General features: G+C 69.1%; 19 protein-coding genes. 12 read left to right on the top strand and 7 right to left on the bottom strand.

Annotation, left to right across the window (positions count from 1 at the left end):
• The first annotated feature begins 66 nt into the window (after positions 1-66).
• The 3 genes from DX116_RS13790 to DX116_RS13780 all read left to right on the top strand — a co-directional run bounded on the left by DX116_RS13790 (position 67) and on the right by DX116_RS13780 (position 3,692).
• On the top strand, positions 67-1,947 hold the full coding sequence (locus tag DX116_RS13790) for an Ig-like domain repeat protein (protein WP_147393672.1): 1,881 nt from the start codon (positions 67-69) through the stop codon (positions 1,945-1,947).
• Between the two features lie 106 nt (positions 1,948-2,053).
• Positions 2,054-2,902, top strand: a complete 849-nt coding sequence (locus DX116_RS13785; protein WP_119704823.1) for a phosphate ABC transporter ATP-binding protein — start codon at positions 2,054-2,056, stop codon at positions 2,900-2,902.
• A complete protein-coding gene (locus tag DX116_RS13780) occupies positions 2,895-3,692 on the top strand; it encodes a lytic transglycosylase domain-containing protein (RefSeq protein WP_233556780.1) in 798 nt (265 codons plus the stop codon). Before DX116_RS13785 ends, DX116_RS13780 begins: the two co-directional genes overlap by 8 nt.
• An 88-nt stretch (positions 3,693-3,780) precedes the next feature.
• On the opposite strand, the gene DX116_RS13775 is transcribed toward DX116_RS13780, so the two are convergent.
• Positions 3,781-4,308, bottom strand: coding sequence for a YbhB/YbcL family Raf kinase inhibitor-like protein (locus DX116_RS13775; RefSeq protein WP_119704821.1), 528 nt, complete (start codon positions 4,306-4,308; stop codon positions 3,781-3,783).
• A gap of 18 nt (positions 4,309-4,326) precedes the next feature.
• Here DX116_RS13775 and DX116_RS13770 point away from each other — a divergent pair, with 18 nt between their 5' ends.
• Positions 4,327-5,208, top strand: a complete 882-nt coding sequence (locus DX116_RS13770; protein ID WP_119704820.1) for a TrmH family RNA methyltransferase — start codon at positions 4,327-4,329, stop codon at positions 5,206-5,208.
• A 64-nt stretch (positions 5,209-5,272) separates the two neighbouring features.
• Here the strand turns inward: DX116_RS13770 and DX116_RS19775 are convergent, their stop codons facing one another.
• On the bottom strand, positions 5,273-6,751 hold the full coding sequence (locus DX116_RS19775) for a hypothetical protein (RefSeq protein WP_147393671.1): 1,479 nt from the start codon (positions 6,749-6,751) through the stop codon (positions 5,273-5,275).
• Between the two features lie 21 nt (positions 6,752-6,772).
• Between DX116_RS19775 and DX116_RS13765 the strand changes: the two genes are divergently transcribed.
• Complete coding sequence (locus DX116_RS13765; RefSeq protein ID WP_119704819.1) at positions 6,773-7,285, top strand: TrmH family RNA methyltransferase; 513 nt, start codon at positions 6,773-6,775, stop codon at positions 7,283-7,285.
• Here the strand turns inward: DX116_RS13765 and DX116_RS13760 are convergent.
• Entirely contained in the window at positions 7,272-8,168 is an 897-nt protein-coding gene (locus DX116_RS13760) for a DUF5343 domain-containing protein (RefSeq protein WP_119704818.1), read from the bottom strand. The two genes, DX116_RS13765 and DX116_RS13760, sit on opposite strands and share 14 nt — an antisense overlap.
• A gap of 72 nt (positions 8,169-8,240) precedes the next feature.
• Between DX116_RS13760 and DX116_RS13755 the strand changes: the two genes are divergently transcribed.
• Complete coding sequence (locus tag DX116_RS13755) at positions 8,241-8,657, top strand: ribosomal protein L7/L12 (RefSeq protein WP_233556779.1); 417 nt, start codon at positions 8,241-8,243, stop codon at positions 8,655-8,657.
• 22 nt (positions 8,658-8,679) lie between these two features.
• Here the strand turns inward: DX116_RS13755 and def are convergent, their stop codons facing one another.
• On the bottom strand, positions 8,680-9,249 hold the full coding sequence (def, locus tag DX116_RS13750) for a peptide deformylase (RefSeq protein ID WP_267897702.1): 570 nt from the start codon (positions 9,247-9,249) through the stop codon (positions 8,680-8,682).
• A 243-nt stretch (positions 9,250-9,492) separates the two neighbouring features.
• On the opposite strand from def, the gene DX116_RS13745 reads away from it, so the two are divergent.
• The 4 genes from DX116_RS13745 (at position 9,493) to DX116_RS13730 (ending at position 12,889) form a co-directional block, all read left to right on the top strand.
• Positions 9,493-10,809 carry an acyl-CoA dehydrogenase family protein gene (locus tag DX116_RS13745; RefSeq protein ID WP_233556774.1) on the top strand — a complete coding sequence of 439 codons (1,317 nt, stop codon included), beginning with the start codon at positions 9,493-9,495 and terminating at the stop codon, positions 10,807-10,809.
• A gap of 14 nt (positions 10,810-10,823) precedes the next feature.
• Complete coding sequence (locus DX116_RS13740) at positions 10,824-12,041, top strand: acyl-CoA dehydrogenase family protein (protein ID WP_119704814.1); 1,218 nt, start codon at positions 10,824-10,826, stop codon at positions 12,039-12,041.
• A 67-nt stretch (positions 12,042-12,108) separates the two neighbouring features.
• Complete coding sequence (locus DX116_RS13735; protein WP_119704813.1) at positions 12,109-12,558, top strand: MarR family winged helix-turn-helix transcriptional regulator; 450 nt, start codon at positions 12,109-12,111, stop codon at positions 12,556-12,558.
• A 10-nt stretch (positions 12,559-12,568) separates the two neighbouring features.
• Positions 12,569-12,889, top strand: coding sequence for a DUF952 domain-containing protein (locus tag DX116_RS13730; protein WP_119704812.1), 321 nt, complete (start codon positions 12,569-12,571; stop codon positions 12,887-12,889).
• Here DX116_RS13730 and DX116_RS13725 read toward each other — a convergent pair.
• Positions 12,879-13,325, bottom strand: coding sequence for a GNAT family N-acetyltransferase (locus DX116_RS13725; protein ID WP_119704811.1), 447 nt, complete (start codon positions 13,323-13,325; stop codon positions 12,879-12,881). The two genes, DX116_RS13730 and DX116_RS13725, sit on opposite strands and share 11 nt — an antisense overlap.
• A complete protein-coding gene (locus tag DX116_RS13720) occupies positions 13,322-14,368 on the bottom strand; it encodes a zinc-dependent alcohol dehydrogenase family protein (RefSeq protein WP_119704810.1) in 1,047 nt (348 codons plus the stop codon). The genes DX116_RS13725 and DX116_RS13720 overlap by 4 nt, the downstream gene beginning before the upstream one ends.
• Before the next feature lie 59 nt (positions 14,369-14,427).
• On the opposite strand from DX116_RS13720, the gene DX116_RS13715 reads away from it, so the two are divergent.
• Together DX116_RS13715 and DX116_RS13710 are read left to right on the top strand one after the other, a co-directional pair.
• The gene (locus DX116_RS13715) at positions 14,428-14,787 is read left to right on the top strand and encodes an FKBP-type peptidyl-prolyl cis-trans isomerase (RefSeq protein WP_056608901.1); all 360 of its coding nucleotides are present in this window, start codon (positions 14,428-14,430) and stop codon (positions 14,785-14,787) included.
• 176 nt (positions 14,788-14,963) lie between these two features.
• Entirely contained in the window at positions 14,964-15,662 is a 699-nt protein-coding gene (locus DX116_RS13710) for a GAP family protein (RefSeq protein WP_119704808.1), read from the top strand.
• Between the two features lie 20 nt (positions 15,663-15,682).
• Here the strand turns inward: DX116_RS13710 and hrpA are convergent, their stop codons facing one another.
• Positions 15,683-19,285, bottom strand: coding sequence for an ATP-dependent RNA helicase HrpA (gene hrpA, locus DX116_RS13705; RefSeq protein ID WP_119704807.1), 3,603 nt, complete (start codon positions 19,283-19,285; stop codon positions 15,683-15,685).
• Between the last annotated feature and the right edge of the window lie 8 nt (positions 19,286-19,293).

The following is a 19,293-nucleotide window of genomic DNA, read 5'->3' as shown; positions in this document are numbered from 1 at the left end:
ACGCCTAACGTGCTCGTGGGACAGCACTTCGGCTGCCCGATACGCATGAGAAAAGGACACACCGGAATGATTCGTCAGCGAGTCTCCCTGGCTGTTGCCGGCACCTTGGTCGCCGGCTCCGCCCTCGCCGTGGGACTGGCAGCACCTGCCAGCGCCGCCACGTCGCCGTTCGACCCCACGGGGTACACCCCCAACACCTCCGACCTGGTGGGATCGGGCTCGGACACCTCCGAGGTCGTCCTGGACTACCTGTCGAAGGGTCACGACGGCATCCCGGGATTCAACGCCGGCAGGACGAGCGGACGTATCGCCTCGTACGCCGCGACGCCGCAGCCCGACACCCTGACCCTGCGCGACGGATCGTCGCTCGCGCGTCCGGCCAACTCCGGAGGTGGCCGCTCGCAGCTGTTCGGCACGTCGAACAACGTCAACTTCGACTTCGCTCGTGCGTCGTCCTCGATCGGTGCCGGTACGGCTGAGGTCACCGCGGGCCTGCGCCAGATCCCGTTCGCCCAGGACGGTCTGAAGATGGTCACCGCGACCACGAGCAACGCGCCGACGACCATCGCACCCGCCGACCTCGTCAAGATCTACAACGGCACGTACAAGACGTGGAACGAGGTGCCGGGCGGCACCAGCACCGCCGCCATCGAGGCGTACATCCCGCCGACCGGCTCGGGCACCCGCTCGTTCTTCACCGCCCAGCTGGCCAAGGCCAACACCGGCGGTGCGACCGTGGACCTCGCGGGCAACTTGAAGGTCGCGCAGGAGCACGACGCCGCCCCGCTGCAGGGCAACCCGAACGCGATCGCGCCCTTCTCGACGGGGCGCGCCAAGTCGGCCACCGGCATCAAGACGATCGATGGCCTGAACGCCAAGCGCGCGCTGTACAACGTGTTCCGTGGCGCGGACCTGAACGGCTCGAAGAAGAGCACCATCGACGCGGCCTTCCGCGAGAACGGGTTCTTCTGCAGCCCGTCGGCTCGTCCACTGATCGAGGCCGCCGGCTTCGACCAGCTCGCCTCGGCCGACAACGGCGGAGCGTGCGGCATCCCCGTGCAGGCCGACATCAACAACTTCAAGCTGGCCTCGCAGGAGGGTGCTCTCGTCACGACGACGACCCTCTCCGCGTCGGCGGCCAACGGTGGAGTCGTGACCCTGAACGCGGAGCTCTCGGCCGCGGGGTCGTCGCTGAAGCCTGTCGGCAAGGTCTCGTTCCGTGAGAACGGTGTGCAGGTCGCGCAGGCCAACGCTGCCGGTGGTCTCGCCACCGCGTCGATCTCTGGCGTCGCCTCCGGTGCGCACACCTACACGGCGGTCTTCGTGCCCACCAAGGACGCGGACTTCGCTCCCTCGCAGTCGGAGCTGAAGACGACGACGGTCCTCGCCTCGTCCGCGGTGTCCGTCTCCGCCTCGGGTGGTGCCTTCGGCACCGCTCGCACCATCACGGTCAACGGATCGGGTGCCGCCGCGAACGCGCCGGTCTCGGTCTCGGTCTCGGGCGTCGTGTCGACGACCGTCAACCTGTCCAACGGCTCGGGATCGGTCGCCCTCCCGGCCACCACGCCGGTCGGCTCGCGGGCCGTCACGGTCTCGTTCGCCGGCAACGGCTCGGCGTACGCCAGCTCGGCCTCGGCCACGCTGTCGATCTCGAAGGCCGGCTCGGCCACGACGCTGAAGCTCGCCAAGAGCAAGGCCAAGGCCGGCAAGTCGCTCAAGACGACCGTCACGGTCAAGGTCTCCGGCTCGTCCCTGCCGGCCAACGGCAAGGTCACCCTCAAGGTCGGCTCCAAGACGATCGGCAAGGGCACGGTCAAGAACGGCAAGGCCACGATCACCCTGAAGAAGCTCAAGAAGGGCTCCTACAAGATCAAGGCCACCTTCGCCGGTGACGCCAACGTCAACGGCGGTTCGTCCAAGACCGTCAAGCTCAAGGTCGTCAAGTAGCACGTGAACCATCCCGCACGCAGCAGTCGGCTCTGGGTCCTCGCGGACCCGGGGCCGACTGTGTGCGCGAGCAGCACCCTCCCGCACCCCCAGACAAGGACATCCCATGACCGCGATCACTGACGACGTCGTCGCCGACGGCTCGACGCAGATCATCCCCTCCGCGACGCCCGCGGCCGGCCTCGCCGAGATCCGCGCGAACGAGGTCTCGGCCTGGTTCGGCGACCACAAGGTGCTCGACCGCGTCTCGCTGACCATGCCGGCGGGCAAGGTCACCTCGCTCATCGGCCCCTCGGGCTGCGGCAAGTCGACGTTCCTGCGCATCCTCAACCGCATGCACGAGATGATCCCCTCGGCCTCGCTCGCGGGTTCGGTCGAGCTGGACGGCGAGGACATCTACGACAAGTCGCGCAAGCTGACCGATGCCCGTCGCGCGATCGGCATGGTGTTCCAGAAGCCGAACCCGTTCCCGGCGATGTCGATCGAGGAGAACGTGCTGGCCGGGCTCAAGCTCACCGGCACGCGCATCGACAAGGATGCCCGCGATGAGCTGGTCGAGTCGTGCCTGGTCAAGGGCGGGCTCTGGAACGAGGTCAAGGACCGCCTGGACGCCCCCGGCGGCGGTCTCTCGGGCGGACAGCAGCAGCGCCTCTGCATCGCGCGCTCGCTGGCGATCAAGCCACGCGTGCTGCTGATGGACGAGCCGTGCTCGGCGCTCGACCCGACGTCGACGCGCGTCATCGAGGAGACCATGCTCGAGCTCGCCCGCGAGGTCACGATCGTCATCGTCACGCACAACATGCAGCAGGCGGCCCGCGTGTCGTCGCAGTGCGCGTTCTTCCTCGCTGCTCAGGGCACCCCGGGCGTCATCGTCGAGCACGGGGATACTGATGCCATGTTCGACAGCCCGCAGGACCCTCGCACGTCCGACTACGTGAACGGCCGCTTTGGATAGCGCACCGCACCGCGGGTTCGGCTGGCGCGAGGCGGTGATGATCGTCATCGCGCTGTGCGTCGTGGTGGCCGCGGGCATGGCCGCCGCGTCGGCGTTCTCCGCGGGCCGAGGCGCTCCGGACGCATCAGGTGTACCGACGGTCTCGCCGGTCCAGACGACCGCGTCACCGGCCCCCGTGCCGTTGCCCGTCGTTCCCGATGCCGCAGCCAGCGCCCCGCAGGCCAGCGGATCGCGGGTGGCGCCCCAGTGGGTGCAGCAGGTCTCTGCGCGGACCGGCATCGGACAGGTCGCCCTGTCGGCCTACGCGTCGGCGGCGCTGCGGCTGGCTGACGAGCGACCTGCGTGCCGGCTCGGCTGGACGACGTTGGCCGGCATCGGGGGAGTCGAGTCCATCCACGGCACCGACGGCGGGGCGACGCTGCTCGCTGACGGGCGCACGTCGCAGCCGATCATCGGGCCAGCGCTCGACGGCACCGATGGCACGGCTGCCATCCGTGCCACGGCCGAGACGGCGCAGTGGCACGGCGACAACCAATGGGACCACGCGGTCGGCCCGATGCAGTTCATCCCCTCGACGTGGGAGCGCTGGCAGTCGGACGGCAACGACGACGGCGTCGCGGACCCGTCGAACATCGCGGACGCCGCCTACGCGGCGGGACGCTACCTCTGCGCGGCCGGCTCTGACCTGACGACGGCGCAGGGCTGGACGCAAGCGGTGTTCTCGTACAACCACTCCGACACCTACGTGCGCACCGTGCTGGCCTACGCCAATGCCTACGCCGCTCGTTGAGCTCACCCACGCCGCTCGTTGAGCTTGTCGAGACGTCCTTTCGACAAGCTCAAGGAGCGGGCAGGTAGCTCAAGGAGCGGAGCAGCGGTCAGTGGGCGTAGGTGCCGTGGACGATCGCGCGGCCCAGCGTCTTGAACGCGAGGTTGAAGCTGACGACGGCGGGGGAGGCCGACGCGTCGACCCCGAGGGTCTCCTCGCCGACGGCGTGCACGACGAAGTAGTAGCGGTGCACCTGGTCGCCCGGCGGGGGAGCGGCACCGGTGAAGTCGAGGCTCCCGCCGTCGTTGCGCACGTGGAAGGCTCCTCCGGGGAGTGAGTCGTCGGATGCTCCCGCGCCGGTGGCCAGCTCGGTGACGTCGGCCGGGATGTCGACGGCGACCCAGTGCCAGAAGCCGGACGGTGTGGGGGCGTCGGGGTCGAAGCACGTCACGACGAACGACTTCGTGCCGTCAGGGGCTCCGCTCCACGACAGCTGGGGTGAGGTGTTGCCGTGGTCGGCGACCTGGTCGCCCTTCAGCGGCTGACCGTCGGTGACGTCGTCGCTGGTGACGGTGAAGCTCGCCACCGAGGGCAGCAGCTCGTAGGGATCGGGTGTGACGGGTCGGTCGAGGCTCATGCCATCTACGCTAGCCCGGTGGCTCAGATCGTACGACTCGACGACCTCGACGACCCGCGGTTGCGCGACTACACCGATCTGCGCGACGTCCAGCTGCGCCTGCGCCTCGAGTCCGAGCGCGGCCTGTTCCTCGCCGAGGGCGAGAAGGTCGTGCGTCGCGCGGTCGAGTCGGGGCACCGGCCTCGCTCGTTCCTGATGTCGCCGCGCTGGCTGGAGGGCCTGGCCGACGTCCTCGACAGCACCGATGCGCCGTGCTTCGTGCTCGACGACGCGTCGATCGAGCGCCTGACCGGCTTCCACGTGCACCGCGGCTCGCTGGCCGCGCTCGAGCGACCCGACCTGCCGTCGCCGCGTCAGGTGCTCGACGCCGCGCGCCGCGTCGTCGTGGTCGAGGACCTCGCCGACCACACCAACGTCGGCTCGTTGTCAACAAGGGGTGTTAGTTCGATAATTCGCGTCGCCGTGTTTGAGGACTTCGTTGACCACGCGAACGTCGGGGCCGCTTTCAGAGCCGCCGCAGCCCTAGGAATCGATGCGGTCTTGCTTTCACCACGTTGCGCGGATCCCCTATACCGGCGCGCCATAAAGACATCGATGGGCGCTGTCTTCCAGATTCCGTATGCAAGATTTGCTGACTGGCCCGAGGGCATCGAGGTGATTCGAGACAGCGGCTTTTTCGTAGCCGGTATGGCTCTAAGCGACGACTCAATATCGTTATCCACTCTTGTGGATGCCAACCACGAAAAGCTGGCGCTTGTCTTCGGCACAGAAGGAAGCGGGCTTTGGCGACGTACCCTCGACGCGGTGGACGCGACGGTGAAGATCCCCATGCACGGAGGGATTGACTCACTCAATGTCGCGTCTTCGGCGGCAATCGCGTTTTACGCCACACAAGGTTAGATGGGGACAAGTGGCGCCGGGAACTGGCGGGAGCGGACCACACGAGCAGGGCATGACCTTCTCGTCAGCCGGAGGTCCATCCTGACTCCACAGCGTATGCCTTCAACTTTCTGAGCGCGTACTGAGCGATCTCGGATCTGTTCGTCGTCGTGAGGAAGTCACCTGACCGCCAGTGAATCTCGACTCCCGTGACGAGGTCGGGGGTGTCGATTGCCAGATCCGGGATCAGAGGCAGGTACGGCAATTTCTTTTCGGTCAGGACTTCACCAAGTTCCGCCTTGCCCTGCGTGAGATAGTCACCGAGCGCCTGGTTCAACTTTTTATCGTTTCCTGAACCGAACCCATACGTCTGACCGAGTGCCGCGAAAGCAGCACGGGCACTATGCGCCGGGTTGCCACGAATCTCGGCAGTGGCTGAATCAGTGCCCAGCAAGAGTCGGCCAAAGTCGGCGCGCTCGAAGTAGTTGTTAATATCGCTGGGTGGGCGCGAAGCGACGCTTTGCTGCTCAAGCAAATCGGCTGCGGCTGCCGGACCGAATCGACGCACCACAGGGACGCTTAACGACGGAGCGATGTGCACAATTCGCGCGTCGAGTCGCACGATCGTCTGAACCAGCAGTCCACGCCGGCTAGCCCACCATCTGCCGATTACGCTTCCGGGCGTAGCGCCTACCAATTTGTCGGCGTCCAGGAAGCCGTAACGAGAGCTACTAGTCAACTCACTCAAGACGCCGGCCTTGCCACTTTCGCTTGCCATCGCAACGATGAGCCGCATGGGTTTTCTGCTCTGGGCAAGGAGTTCGCCAAGCAGGGCGACGAAGTCCATGCCGATCCGATCAAGGAAATCGCCGAGAGTCTTCTCCGAGGCCGGGTCGTATGAGTTCGGATCGACGCCGAGTTCTTCCAGACTGTCGAGCCCGTTGACCAGTTTCAGCGTAGCTACGGCTGTGGCTTGCCAAGTGTCTGATGGAGGACCTGTGACCTGGGCCGGAATCGGCACAGGAGATCGACCAGCACGGTCCTCGAATTCTGCGGACATCTTGCGCGCGTTTTCAAGAGACGTTTCAGGCCACACCACGAGAGCGCGCGAGCCCACCCCAGCTTCGCGCAGGAACGATTTGATTTGGCTCAACTCTTTATCCGAGGGCGGATCGCTCTCCCGGTCGTCGACGTTGATGATGATCACGCGCTTCTCGTTCGCCGGCAGGTCATGCTCTTCGGCGACGGATTCACAGACCTGGCGCAGTCGATCGGCGGAGACGTCGCCCCCAGCCAACCGAGCCGTGGGGCCGAACTCGTGAGGCAGCCAAGCGCCAACGCTGGTCACAAGCGTTGTTTTTCCGGTTCCGGAGCGTGCGTGGAGCGGCAGGAAAAGACCGCGGCCTCTGGCTTTGATGTGCAGTGCGCAGTTCCGGAACACGTCGAGCACTTCATCGTCCGGTGCCACGAGGATCTGCGCGATCTCCGGACCAATAGTGGCGATTAGTGACTCAAACCGCGATGGCAGTCGCAGCTGACTCAATAGGTGCTGATGTTCAGACATAGGCCCGCCCTTGTGCGATAGATGCGAGGGATCGCTCCGACCCGTTGGTACGAGTATCTGCTCGGCGTGCGCGGTCGGCCTGCATTGCAGACGGCGTGTCGCCATCACAGTTCAAGATCGAACAACGTCGGGGCCATCTTCCGCAGCGTCGCGGCGCTCGGCTTCGACGCCGTGCTGTTGTCGCCGCGCTGCGCCGACCCCCTGTACCGCCGTGCGATCAAGGTGTCGATGGGCTCGGTGTTCTGGCTGCCGTACGCCCGGGTCGACGACTGGTACTCGGCGCCCGACCTGTTGCGCGACGCCGGCTACACCACGTACGCCATGACCCTGGCCGACGACTCGGTGCCGATCGACGAGGTGCCGCACGAGGTCGAGCGGCTCGCGCTGATCGTGGGCTCGGAGGGACACGGGCTGTCGTCGCACTGGGAGCAGGAGGCCGACCATCGCGTCACGATCCCGATGGCGGCCGACATCGACTCGCTCAACGTGGCCTCGTCGGTCGCGGTGGCCTGCTGGGAGCTCAGGGAGCGGTGACCGGCTCGCTGGCCTGGTGGGCCAGCGGGTGCTGGGTCAGCAGCGCCGACTGGGCGAGGACGCTGCTCAGGTAGGCGGCGGCCTCGTCACGGTCGGGCGCGGGGGTCGCAGGGCGGGCACAGTCGTCGCGCCGGCAGAGCAGCTGCTCGAGCACGGCGCGATCGGCGGCGCCGATCTGCCCGCCCACCACCAGCAGCTCGATGAGCTCGGCGCCGTCGACCTTGCGCATCAGCTCGACGGGGTCGAGCTGCGCCCTGCGCCCGGACGTGCGCAGGACCGCGAAGTCGTCGTCGGCGAGGTGGGCGAAGGCCAGCGCGGCGAAGCTGTTCCAGGCCCAGACGACGGCAGGTCGGGTGAGGTCGTGCTGCAGGCACACGCGAGCGGTGTCGAACTCGGCGATCGACGCCTGCATCAGCCGGCTGATGTGGCCCACGACGGCACGCCGCTGCGGCGTGACGGCTTCGATGGACGCCGCGGCCGGGGTCTGCAGGTCGGCCAGCTCGCGCAGCGCCGCGAAGGTCGACAGCACCTGGTGGGCGGCGTCGGCGGACACGTCGCCGTGCTCGGCCACGAGGCGCGCGAGGGCCTCGTCGGAGGGCTCGTCGTCGAGCAGCAACCCGTAGGCACGGCGCACCGCATCGGCGAGCACCTCGGCGCGGTCGTCCGACTCGCGGTAGCCGACGTAGGCCGGGGTGGGCACGCCGTCGGCGCCGACGAAGCCGAGAGACTCGAGCAGGCCACGCACGTGGGCGGCGTCGTGCTCGGGGATGCCGTTGGCGATTAGGTGCTTGGTCGTGACCGCCGAGGGCATCGTCCCGCGCTCGACCAGGCGCAGGACGCGCCGGACGTCGCGCACGTCCGTCACGTACGGTATCGCCGTCATGGCCCTCCTCCAGGTCGATGGTGTGCCGCTCAGGCTAGTGGTCGGATGGCTCGTCGCTTGTATTGTCGACATATGGATTGGACAGGTGTCGCGATCGTCGTTCTTGCCGTCTGCCTCGTGGCCTCGCTCGCAGCGAGCTGGAAAGGGCGGTCTCGAACCCCGTCGGTGCCCGTGCCGCTGGTCCCGCTCGACGAGGCGACGGCCCGCGAGGTCAGCGACCTGATCGCCCGCGACCGCAAGATCCAGGCGATCAAGCTCGTGCGCGACGCGACGGGTGCCGGGCTGCGCGAGGCGAAGGAACGGGTCGAGGCGTGGGATGCCGCCCCGTCCGCGCAGCCCGTCGAGACCTCAGCCGTGCTGGACGACCTGGCGGCCGAGGCGCGCAGCGTGCGCGACGCGTCGGGGCCGATCCACGCGATCAAGCTCGTGCGAGAGCGCACCGGGTGGGGTCTGGCCGACGCCAAGGGCTACGTCGACCGCCTGGGATGACGATGCGCGGCCGACCCGACGGCTACTCGTCGTCGACGAGGATCGTGACGGGCCAGTCGTCGGGATAGTTCTCGGCCAGCTCGTCGTGCTGCTTGTAGAGCTTCTTGCGCGCCCGCTCGGGCACCCGGTCGCCGAAGACCGTCCCGAACAGGTGGTCGGTCTCGTGCTGGAGGCAGCGCGCCAGCAGGCCCGTGCCCTCGAACGTCACCGGCTCGCCGTTCTCGTCGAGCCCGGTGACGCGGGCGACGTCGGGGCGGGCGCAGCCGGTGAACGCGCCGGGGAGGGACAGGCAGCCCTCGTCGGCGTCCTCGAGGTTGCGGTCCCTGCCCTCGGGGAGCGTCAGCACCGGGTTGCAGACGACGCCGCTGATCATCACGTCGTCGTCATCGGGGCAGTCGAAGACGAAGACCTTGAGGTCGACGCCGACCTGGTTGGCTGCCAGGCCCACGCCGCGAGCGGCGTACATCGTGGCGACCATGTCGGCCACCAGCGTGCGCAGCTCGTCGTCGAAGACCGTGACGTCGGCGAGCTCGTGATGCATGACGGGCGTTCCCCACCGGGTGATGGGTCGCACCGAGCCTCCGCCGGGCAGGGGACGGGACTGCGTCTGCGCAGGGGTGGATGATGCTGAGTCGGCACTGCTGGGCACGTTCCGCGCTCCTTGGGATCGGGTCGCACCCAGGCTAACGAGCACATTCGTCCAGCGCGCCTCTGGTCCCCTGAAGTGACGTCGGATACCATGAGTATCCCGGAAGGTAACTCTCAGTTACATTTGTCTCGGGAGGGCGTTCCGCCCGATCCGTCACCGCAGCAGCGCAGTCATCTAGGAGTCCTTGTGGCCACACGTCGCGATCCCATGGGGATCGGCCTGGCGGTTCTCAACCGCATCGCCAGCTCGCCGACCATCGACAAGCTCAAGCTTCGCAAGACCACCGAGCGCGCCGTGTACGAGGGGGCCAAGGGCGGCTTCCGCGTCGCCGGCGCCACCACGCGCGCGTTCAAGCGCGTCAAGGGCGGCGGCAAGCCCGCTCGGCTCGCGCGCACGTCCGACAGCGGCGTGTTCGACCTCCAGCCCACCGACGACCAGCAGATGATCGTCGGCGTCATCAAGGAGTTCGCCGCCGAGGTGCTGCGCCCGGCGGCTGCCGAGGCCGAGACGGCCAACGACACGTCCAAGGAGGTGCTGGCGCAGACCGGAGACTTCGGGCTGACGCTGCTCAACATCCCCGAGAGCCTGGGCGGCCTGTCCGAGGACAGGTCGGCCGTCACCGGCGTGCTCGTCAACGAGGCGCTCGCCGAGGGCGACATGGGTCAGGCCGTCGCGTGCCTGGCGCCCGCAGCCGTTGCCACGGCGATCTCGCTGTGGGGCTCCGACGCCCAGCAGCAGACGTACCTCCCGTCGTTCGCCGGTGACGACGTGCCGGCGTCTGCGCTGGCCGTGGCCGAGCCGCGGGCCCTGTTCGACCCGTTCGAGCTGGCGACCACGGCGGTCGAGAACGACGGCGGCTACGTGCTCAACGGCGTCAAGTCCGCCGTCGTCCGCGGCAGCGAGGCCGAGCTCTTCATCGTCGCCGCCGACGTCCGGGGCCGGGGTCCGACCCTGCTGATCGTCGAGTCGAGCACGCCGGGCGTCACGATCGAGGCGGATCCGAGCATGGGTCTGCGAGCCGCCGGTCTCAGCCGTCTGCTGCTCGACGACGTGCAGGTGCCCGCCGACGCCGTGCTGGGCGAGGGCGCGGCCGACGACTACCGCGAGTGCATCCGCCTGTCGCGCCTGGCCTGGGCCGGTCTGGCCCTCGGCACCGGCCGAGCCGTGCTCGACTACGTCTCCGACTACGTCACGACGCGCACCGCGTTCGGCGAGCCGATCGCCCACCGCCAGGCCGTCGCCTTCATGGTCGCCAACATCGCGATCGAGCTCGAGGGCATGCGCCTGGTGACGCTCAAGGCGGCGTCACGGGCCGAGCAGGGCCTCGACTTCTCGCGCGAGGTCGCGCTGGCCCGACGCCTGACGTCCGAGTACGGCATGAAGATCGGCACCGACGGCGTCCAGCTGCTCGGTGGTCACGGCTTCGTCAAGGAGCACCCGGTGGAGCGGTGGTATCGCGACCTGCGAGCCGTCGGCCTGATGGAAGGAGCAGTCCTCGTCTGAGGGCGGACCACACCATGATCAATCTCGAGACACCTCGCAAGTTCCGTCCGTTCATCAAGCAGGCGCACCAGGTCGCCGAGGAGTTCCTGCGCGCCAACTCGCGCAAGTACGACCTCGCCGAGCACGCCTACCCCAAGGAGCTCGACCTGTTGGCCTCGCTCGTCGACGGCATGGGCGACTCCGGTGCGGGCCAGGGAGCCGGCGCTGCAGCGGTCGGCAACCAGGACGACGACAAGGCCAGCAAGGGCAAGGTCAAGAACGGCACCAACATGTCGTCGGTGCTGTCGATCATCGAGATGTGCTGGGCCGACGTGGGCCTGCTGCTCTCGATGCCCCGCCAGGGGCTCGGCAACTCGGCGATCGCCTCGGTGGCCAATGACGAGCAGCTCGAGCGCTTCAAGGGCACGTGGGCCGCGATGGCCATCACCGAGCCCGGCACCGGCTCCGACTCGGCCAACATCGTCACGACGGCGGTCAAGGACGGTGACGCCTATGTCCTCAACGGCGAGAAGATCTACGTCACCTCGGGTGAACGGGCCGACTCCGTGGTGGTGTGGGCGACGCTCGACAAGAGCCTCGGTCGCGCCGCGATCAAGTCGTTCCTGGTGCCCAAGAGCCTGCCCGGCATCCGGGTCGAGCGCCTCGAGCACAAGCTGGGCATCCGGGCGTCCGACACCGCGGTCATCGTGCTCGACAACTGCCGCGTGCCGGCCGAGAACCTGCTGGGCAATCCCGAGATCGACACCAAGCAGGGCTTCGCCGGCGCGATGGCGACCTTCGACAACACGCGTCCGCTGGTGGCCGGCATGGCTGTCGGATGCGCCAGGGCCGCCCTCGAGGACACGCGTGAGCTGCTCGAGAAGGCCGGCGTCGTCATCGACTACGACCGTCCCGCGCAGACGCAGACGTACGCCGCGGCCACCTTCATCGCGATGGAGGCCGACTGGGAGGCAGCCCTGCTGCTGACCCTCGAGGCGGCGTGGCTGGCCGACAACCGCAAGCCCAACTCGATGGAGGCCTCGATGGCCAAGGCCAAGGCCGGGCGGGTCGGCAACGACATCACCCTGCGCTGCGTCGAGCTGGCCGGCACCCTGGGCTACAGCGAGAACGAGCTGATCGAGAAGTGGTCGCGCGACTCCAAGATCCTCGACATCTTCGAGGGCACGCAGCAGATCCAGCAGCTCATCGTCGCCCGCCGCCTGCTCGACCTCAGCTCGTCGCAGCTGCGCTGAGCCGTCGACCGATCGTTCACCCCCTCGGCGCTCGAGGGGGTGAACGGTCGTTCTATAGGGTTCGTGCATGACGAATGAACTTCCCGCCGGTCTCGACGTCGACGTCGAGCTGACCCGATTCGTTCGCCGGGTCCGCAAGCGAACGCTGCGCCACCTCGCCGAGATCCACCCCAAGCTCGACTACGGCAACTTCACCTTCCTGCTCGCCATCGTCGACGCGCCCGACGGCATCCGAGGCTCCGAGCTCGCCGAGGACCTCGGGGTGCACAAGTCGACGGCCAGCCGCTCGATCGCGACCCTCGAGCGCCTCGGGCTCGTCTCGCGCGTGCCCGACCCCGACGACGGACGCGCCCAGCTGCTGGTGGCCGAGCCCGTCGCGGTCGAGCGGATCGAGGCCTACCGCCGCACGACCCACGAGCGGCTCGCCACGATGCTCGACGACTGGACGCCCGACGAGATCACCTCGTTCGCCCGCAGCCTCACCCGGCTCAACGACCGCGCCGAGAACGAGTTCTGAGCGCGCAGTCGTGATCATCTACCACCTGGCGCTGCCCGAGACCTGGCGGCTGTCGTACGCGGCCGGACGCTACACCGCGTCGACCCGCGACCTCGACCTCGCCGACGTCGGGTTCATCCACTGCGCCCAGGCCGAGCAGGTCGACGGCGTGTACGACCGCTTCTACAGCGATCTCGACGGGCCGTTGGTGATCCTGGCCATCGACACCGACCTCCTGACGTCACCGTGGCAGCTCGACGAGGTGCCGGGGCAGCCGCTGCCGTTCCCGCACGTCTACGGCCCGCTCGACCTCGATGCGGTCGTCACGGCCAAGCCGTACGTCAGGGCGTGACGACCGTCCGCACCATGCCGACCGACCGCGGTGCCGACTCGCGGAAGCCGAACCGCTCGTAGAGACGGCGACCCGGAGGGTCTGCCAGCAGGATCACGTACGGGTGTGCCGGCGACCGTTGGTCGGTGACGCCGAGCAGGTGCCGCATGACGCACGAGCCGAGTCCGAGCCCTTGATGATCCGGGTCGGTGGCGATGTCCGCGAGGTGGAAGTACCAGCCGCCGTCGCCGATGACACGACCCATCGCCACGACGGAGGACGTCCTGGCGTGCACCACGTGGCAGCCCGCCCAGCTGCCGGTCACGGCTCCGCGGGCCTGCGCATCGTCCTTCGGGCTGAGGCCCGATCGTTCGCGCAGGCGTCGGTACTCGGCGACGTCGGGCAGATCGGGCACGAGCTCGTAGCCGGCGGGTGCCCCGACGGCCGCGCGGGTCACAGGGTCAGCATCGTCTTGATCGCGGTGCGCTCGTCCATCGCGCGGTAGCCGTCCGCCACCTGGTCGAGCGGCACGGCCAGGTCGAACACGTCGCCGGGGGAGATGGTGCCGTCGAGCACGTCGGGCAGCAGGTCCTCGATGTAGCTGCGCACGGGGGCGACTCCGCCGGCCAGCCCGATGTTGCGGCCGAACATCTGCGGGACGCTGAGCTCGACGTCGTGGGGGACGCCGACGTAGCCGATGCGTCCGCCCGGGCGCGCCGACAGCATGGCCTGCTTCATGCTGTCGCCGGTGCCCACGCACTCCAGCACGAAGTCGGCACCGATGCCGTCGAGGATCTCGCGGACGGCGGACGCGCCCTCCTTGCCGCGCTCGGCCACGATCTCGTCGGCGCCGAACTGGCGGGCCAGGCGCTGGCGGTCCTCGTGGCGCGACATCGCCACGATGCGACCCGCACCGAGACGCTTGGCCGCCAGCACGGCGCTGAGGCCCACGGCGCCGTCGCCGACGACCGCGACGGTGCTGCCGGCGGTGACCCCGGCCGAGACGGCGGCGTGGTGCCCGGTCGGGAAGACGTCCGACAGGGTCAGCAGCTGCGCGACCATCTGCTGGCTCGGCTGCGAGGGCGTCGAGACGAGGGTTCCGTCGGCCCACGGGACGCGCACGAGCTCGCCCTGACCGCCGTCGACGTCGTGCCCCTGCTTGTCGGTGCGGCCCCAGATGCCGCCGTTGGTGCACGAGCTGTGCACGCCGCGCTGGCAGAGCGCGCAGGTGTTGTCGGAGAACAGGAAGGGCGCGATCACGAAGTCGCCCGCAGCGACGCTCGAGACGGACGCCCCCACCTGCTCGACGACGCCGACGAACTCGTGGCCGATGCGCACCGCGCCGTCGGGGGAGCTGATGCCCCGGTAGGGCCACAGGTCGGAGCCGCAGATGCACGAGGCGACGACCCGCACGACGGCGTCGGTGTCGAGCTGCAGCTGCGGGTCGGCGACCTCGTCGAGGCGGATGTCACGGGGGGCGTGGAGAACGGTGGCGCGCATGGGACTCAGTCTGTCAGGCTCGCGCTGCGACGGCTTGGCGGTGTGGAAGGATCGTGGACATGACTGACAAGCCTGAGATCGACTTCATCGAGGGGCCCGCGCCCACCGAGCTGACCATCACCGACCTGATCGTCGGCGACGGCCCCGAGGCCGTGCCCGGCGGACTCGTCGACGTCCACTACGTCGGTGTCGAGTTCGACACCGGCGAGCAGTTCGACGCGTCGTGGGACCGCGGACAGTCGGCCAAGTTCCCGCTGCCGCAGCTCATCGCCGCTTGGCAGCAGGGCATCCCCGGCATGAAGGTCGGCGGACGTCGCCAGCTGGTCTGCCCGCCCGAGCTCGCCTACGGCCCGGCCGGCGGCGGACACCGCCTCTCGGGCAAGACGCTCGTCTTCGTGATCGACCTGCTCGGCGTCTGACCCCTCGCTGAATCCCACGGCCTCGCGGGAATCCGGCACCCACCCAGGTTTGCAACCCTGGGTGGGTGCTGCTTTCCCACGGTCTCGTGGGAAGGCCGGAAGCCTCGACTTTCGGCCGACGGAGGTCTAGCCGGTCGGAGGATGTGCCGGGAGCGCCACCCTGGTGGACTGGGTGCATGACGATCGCGCTGCTCGGAACTCTCGTCGTCCTCGCCCTCGTCGACAGCACGAGCTTCGGGACGCTGCTGATCCCGATCTGGCTGATGCTGGCCCCCGGACGACTGCGGCCGGGCCGCATCCTGGTCTTCCTCGGCACGGTCGCCGCGTTCTACCTGGTGCTCGGCCTGCTGCTGGTCGCCGGCGTGGCGAGCTTCGCCGACGAGCTCTCCGACGCGTTCGACACGCGTCCCGTGCAGATCGCGCAGGTCGTCGTGGGCGCGGCCCTGCTGGCCGCCGGCCTGTGGGTGGGCCGTCGCGCGGGCAGCGGCGGATCCGGACGTCTGATGCGCTGGCGCGAGCGGGCCGTGGGCGACGAGGGATCCGTGCGCGGCCTCATGACGCTCGCGCTCACCGCCGCGCTCATCGAGGCAGCCTCGATGGTGCCGTACCTGGCCGCCATCGGGTTGATTGGCACGTCCGACCTCCGCGGCCCCGCCATCGTCGCGACGCTCGTGGGCTACTGCCTGGTGATGGTGCTGCCGGCCGTGGTGCTGCTGGTCGGGCGTGTGTTCGCCGCCCGGCACGTGCAGCCGCTGCTGCAGCGCATCAACGACTGGATGGCGCGCACGGGGCAGGAGAACACCGCCTGGATCCTCGGCATCATCGGCGTGCTCGTGGCGTCGTCCGCGCTGCAGGAGCTCGGCGTGATGGGCTGACCGGATCGGGCTGACGCAGCTCAGAGCTCGTCGACGAGCGCCGTGACACGCTTGACCGACACCGGGAACGCCGTGCGCAGCTGCTGGGCCAGCAGGCCGATGCGCAGCTCTTCGAGCGCCCAGCGGACGTGCTGCACGCGCGGGGTCAGCCGGGCCCACACCGACATCTCGGCCGTGCGGGCGTGGAAGCGGGCCTCGAGGTCCTGTGCGGCCAGCAGGTCGTGGCTCAGCGGCGCGTCGAGTCGCCGGGCCGCGGCCTGCAGGTAGAGGGGCAGCCGGCGCAGCTGGTCGACCCCGGCGTCACGGATGAAGCCCGGGTAGACCAGCCACGAGAGCTGCACGCGGACGTCCTCGCCGGCCTCCGTCGACGGCAGGGGAGTGACCTCGCCCAGCGCCCGCAGCGTGGCCAGGACGCTCTGCAGGGCGCGCTCGGTGACCTCGTAGGCCTCGGCCCGCACGGCCTCGTGCAGCAGCGACCACGAGCCCTCGTCCCACACCGGCCCGCCGTGGCGCACGACGAGGTGGTCGAGCGCGGCCAGCCAGCACTCCTCGATGACGGCTGCGGCGTCGCGGTGGGGCCCGGTCGACAGCAGCAGCTTGGCGTGCAGGTCGAGCGTGCGTCCGAGGTGCGTCACCGGCGGTGGCAGGCTGAACGACAGGAGTCGAGCCTGCCCCTTGACCATCGCGACCTGCTGCTCGGCGGCGGTGTCGAGGATGCGCAGGCCCACCGACGTGCCCTCGTCGACCAGGGCCGGGAAGCCCGTGACCTGACCGGCGGTGATGGACGCCTCGATGGTGCCGAGGTCGCCCCACGCCCGAAGGCCGGATCGCTCCTCCTGGCGCGCGACGGCGGTGAGGTCGGCGCGCAGGTGGCTCGACAGCTCGTCCCTCAGTGCGGCCAGGTCCTTGCCGCGGCCGACCTCCTGACCCGCCTCGAGCACGCGGAACGTCACCCGCAGGTGCGACGGCAGCGCCTCGAAGTCGAAGTCGTCGGGGGAGACGACGGTGCCGTTGAGGAGTCGCATCTGCCGGGCGAGCTCTTCGCTGAGGTCGGACGCGTCGGCGTCCATCGCGTCGACGAGGCGAGGGGCGAACTGGCCGGCCGGCACGAACTCGCGCCGCAGGCGCTTGGGCAGCGAGCGGATCAGCTCGGTGACCAGCTCGACGCGGTGGCCCGGCACGTGCCAGTCGAAGGCGCGGTCGTCGACGGTCATGAGCCGCTCGATCGGCAGGTCGACCGTGACGCCGTCGTCGCTCATGCCGGGCTCGAAGGCATAGGTCAGCGGGTACGCCTCGCCGTCGGAGTGCCACTCGCGCGGAAACTCGTCCTCGGCGTCGTCGGACCCGTGCGACAGCATCGCGGGGTCGAAGGTCAGCAGGTCGGGCTGGGTCTGGCGGGTCTTCTTCCACCACGTGTCGAAGTGGCGGGTCGAGACCACGTCGGCCGGCACGCGGGCGTCGTAGAAGGCGTAGAGCGTGTCGTCGTCGACGCGCAGGTCACGGCGCCGCAGTCGCTCTTCGAGCTCCTCGACGCCCTCGATCATGCGCTGGTTGGCCGCGAAGAAGGCGTGGTTGGTGCGCCACTCGCCCTGCACGAGGGCGTGCCGGATGAACAGGTCGCGCGAGATCACGGGGTCGATGCGTCCGAGCTGGACGAGCCGGTCGGCGACGAGCGGGATGCCGAACAGCAGCAGCTTCTCGCGCGCCATCGCCGAGCCGCGTCGCGTCGACCAGTGCGGCTCGCTGTACGAGCGGTTGATCAGGTGCTCACCGGCCGCCTCGACCCACTCCGGCTGGATCTTGGCCGCCGTGCGGCCCCACAGGCGTCCGGTCTCGACGAGCTCGCCGACCATCACCATGCGGGGTGTCTTCTTGGCCAGGCCCGAGCCCGGGAAGATCATGAACTTGGCCTGCCGCGCGCCGAGGTACTCGCGTCCGTCCGCGTCCTTGAGCCCGATGTGCGACAGGAGCCCCGACAGCAGGGCCTGGTGGATGCGGTCGGGATCGGCGCCGGTCGAGCCCGGCTTGAGGCCCAGCTCCTTGGCGGTGCGGCGCAGCTGCGAGTGGACGTCCTGCCACTCGCGGATGCGCAGCCAGTGCAGGTACTCGTCGCGGCACAGGCGCCGGAACGCCGAGCTGGACAGCTCGTCGCGCATCTCGCGGATGTAGGTCCACAGCGTCAGGTACGACAGGAAGTCGGAGTCGGGCTCGCGGAAGCGACGGTGCTTCTCGTCGGCGGCCTGCTGGTGCTCGAGGGGGCGCTCGCGCGGGTCCTGGATCGACATCGCGGCCACGATCACCAGCACGTCGGCGAGGCAGCCGAGGCGGTCGGCGGCCAGCAGCATGCGGGCGAGCCGAGGATCGGTCGGCAGGGTCGACATGCGCCGACCGATCTTGGTCAGCCGCGTGCTGCCCTTCGTCGCGGTGTCGAGGGCGCCCAGCTCGTACAGCAGGTTGAGGCCGTCGCTGACGGCGCGCGAGTCGGGCGGGTCGAGGAACGGGAAGTCCTTGATGTCGCCGAGGTCGAGCGAGGCCATCTGCAGCAGCACCGATGCGAGATTGGTGCGCTGGATCTCGGGGTCGGTGAACTCGGGCCGGCTGTCGTGGTCCTCCTCGGAGTACAGCCTGATGCAGATGCCGTCGGCCACGCGCCCGCAACGACCCGCACGCTGCGAGGCGCTGGCCTGCGAGATCGGCTCGATGGGCAGCCGCTGCACCTTGAGGCGCTGGCTGAACCGCGAGATGCGGGCGAACCCGGGGTCGATGACGTAGCGGATGCCGGGCACGGTCAGCGACGTCTCGGCGACGTTGGTGGCGAGCACGATGCGGCGGCCGGGATGACTGCTGAAGATCTTCTGCTGGTCGGCGGCGGCGAGGCGTCCGTACAGCGGAAGGATCTCGGTCCGCGGGTACTTGCGGCCGGCGAGGAACTCGGCGGCGTCGCGGATCTCGCGCTCGCCCGACATGAACACGAGGATGTCGCCCTCGTTGGGCAGCTCGGAGACGGCCTGCGCCAGCGCCTCGAGCTCGTTGTCGGCACCGGTCTCGGCCAGCGGCCGGTAGCGGACCTCGACGGGGAACGTCCGCCCGCTGACCTCGATGATCGGGGCGTCGAACATCTCCGCGAACCGCTCGACGTCGATCGTCGCGGAGGTGATGACGACCTTGAGGTCGGGACGTCGGGGGAGCAGCTGCTTGAGGTAGCCGAGCAGGAAGTCGATCGACAGCGACCGCTCGTGGGCCTCGTCGATGATGATCGTGTCGTACCGCGTCAGGCGCCGGTCGCGCTGCAGCTCGGCCAGCAGCAGGCCGTCGGTGACCAGACGGATGGCCGTGGACTCGCTGGTCTGGTCGTCGAAGCGCACCGCGTAGCCGACCTCGCCGCCGAGCTCGACCTCGCACTCGTCGGCGATGCGCTTGGCCACCGAGCGGGCGGCGATGCGACGCGGCTGCGTGTGCGCGATCGAGCGACGTCCGAGCTCGTAGGCGATCTTGGGCAGCTGCGTGGTCTTGCCCGATCCGGTCTCGCCCGCGACGACCACGACCTGGTGGTCGTTCATGGCGGCGGCGATGTCGTCGTGCCGCTCGGAGATGGGCAGCGACGGGGGGAACTCGATCTTCATGGGCTGGT

The organism is Aeromicrobium endophyticum (assembly GCF_003586285.1).
Taxonomy (GTDB): domain Bacteria; phylum Actinomycetota; class Actinomycetes; order Propionibacteriales; family Nocardioidaceae; genus Aeromicrobium; species Aeromicrobium endophyticum.
The sequence above is the reverse complement of the archived record's forward strand: the minus strand, read 5'-3'. Positions and strand labels throughout refer to the sequence as shown.

What these genes read in the sequence shown, in the direction of transcription:
- DX116_RS13710 (WP_119704808.1), top strand. Translation starts at nt 14,964, where the DNA reads ATGACGATCGCGCTGCTCGGAACTCTCGTCGTCCTCGCCCTCGTCGAC.
- DX116_RS13775 (WP_119704821.1), bottom strand. Translation starts at nt 4,308, where the DNA reads ATGAGCCTCGACCGACCCGTCACACCCGATCCCTACGAGCTGCTGCCC.
- DX116_RS13735 (WP_119704813.1), top strand. Translation starts at nt 12,109, where the DNA reads ATGACGAATGAACTTCCCGCCGGTCTCGACGTCGACGTCGAGCTGACC.
- DX116_RS13760 (WP_119704818.1), bottom strand. Translation starts at nt 8,168, where the DNA reads ATGACGGCGATACCGTACGTGACGGACGTGCGCGACGTCCGGCGCGTC.
- DX116_RS13755 (WP_233556779.1), top strand. Translation starts at nt 8,241, where the DNA reads ATGGATTGGACAGGTGTCGCGATCGTCGTTCTTGCCGTCTGCCTCGTG.
- DX116_RS13765 (WP_119704819.1), top strand. Translation starts at nt 6,773, where the DNA reads ATGCGAGGGATCGCTCCGACCCGTTGGTACGAGTATCTGCTCGGCGTG.
- hrpA (WP_119704807.1), bottom strand. Translation starts at nt 19,285, where the DNA reads ATGAAGATCGAGTTCCCCCCGTCGCTGCCCATCTCCGAGCGGCACGAC.
- DX116_RS13790 (WP_147393672.1), top strand. Translation starts at nt 67, where the DNA reads ATGATTCGTCAGCGAGTCTCCCTGGCTGTTGCCGGCACCTTGGTCGCC.
- DX116_RS13785 (WP_119704823.1), top strand. Translation starts at nt 2,054, where the DNA reads ATGACCGCGATCACTGACGACGTCGTCGCCGACGGCTCGACGCAGATC.
- DX116_RS19775 (WP_147393671.1), bottom strand. Translation starts at nt 6,751, where the DNA reads ATGTCTGAACATCAGCACCTATTGAGTCAGCTGCGACTGCCATCGCGG.
- DX116_RS13715 (WP_056608901.1), top strand. Translation starts at nt 14,428, where the DNA reads ATGACTGACAAGCCTGAGATCGACTTCATCGAGGGGCCCGCGCCCACC.
- DX116_RS13720 (WP_119704810.1), bottom strand. Translation starts at nt 14,368, where the DNA reads ATGCGCGCCACCGTTCTCCACGCCCCCCGTGACATCCGCCTCGACGAG.
- DX116_RS13740 (WP_119704814.1), top strand. Translation starts at nt 10,824, where the DNA reads ATGATCAATCTCGAGACACCTCGCAAGTTCCGTCCGTTCATCAAGCAG.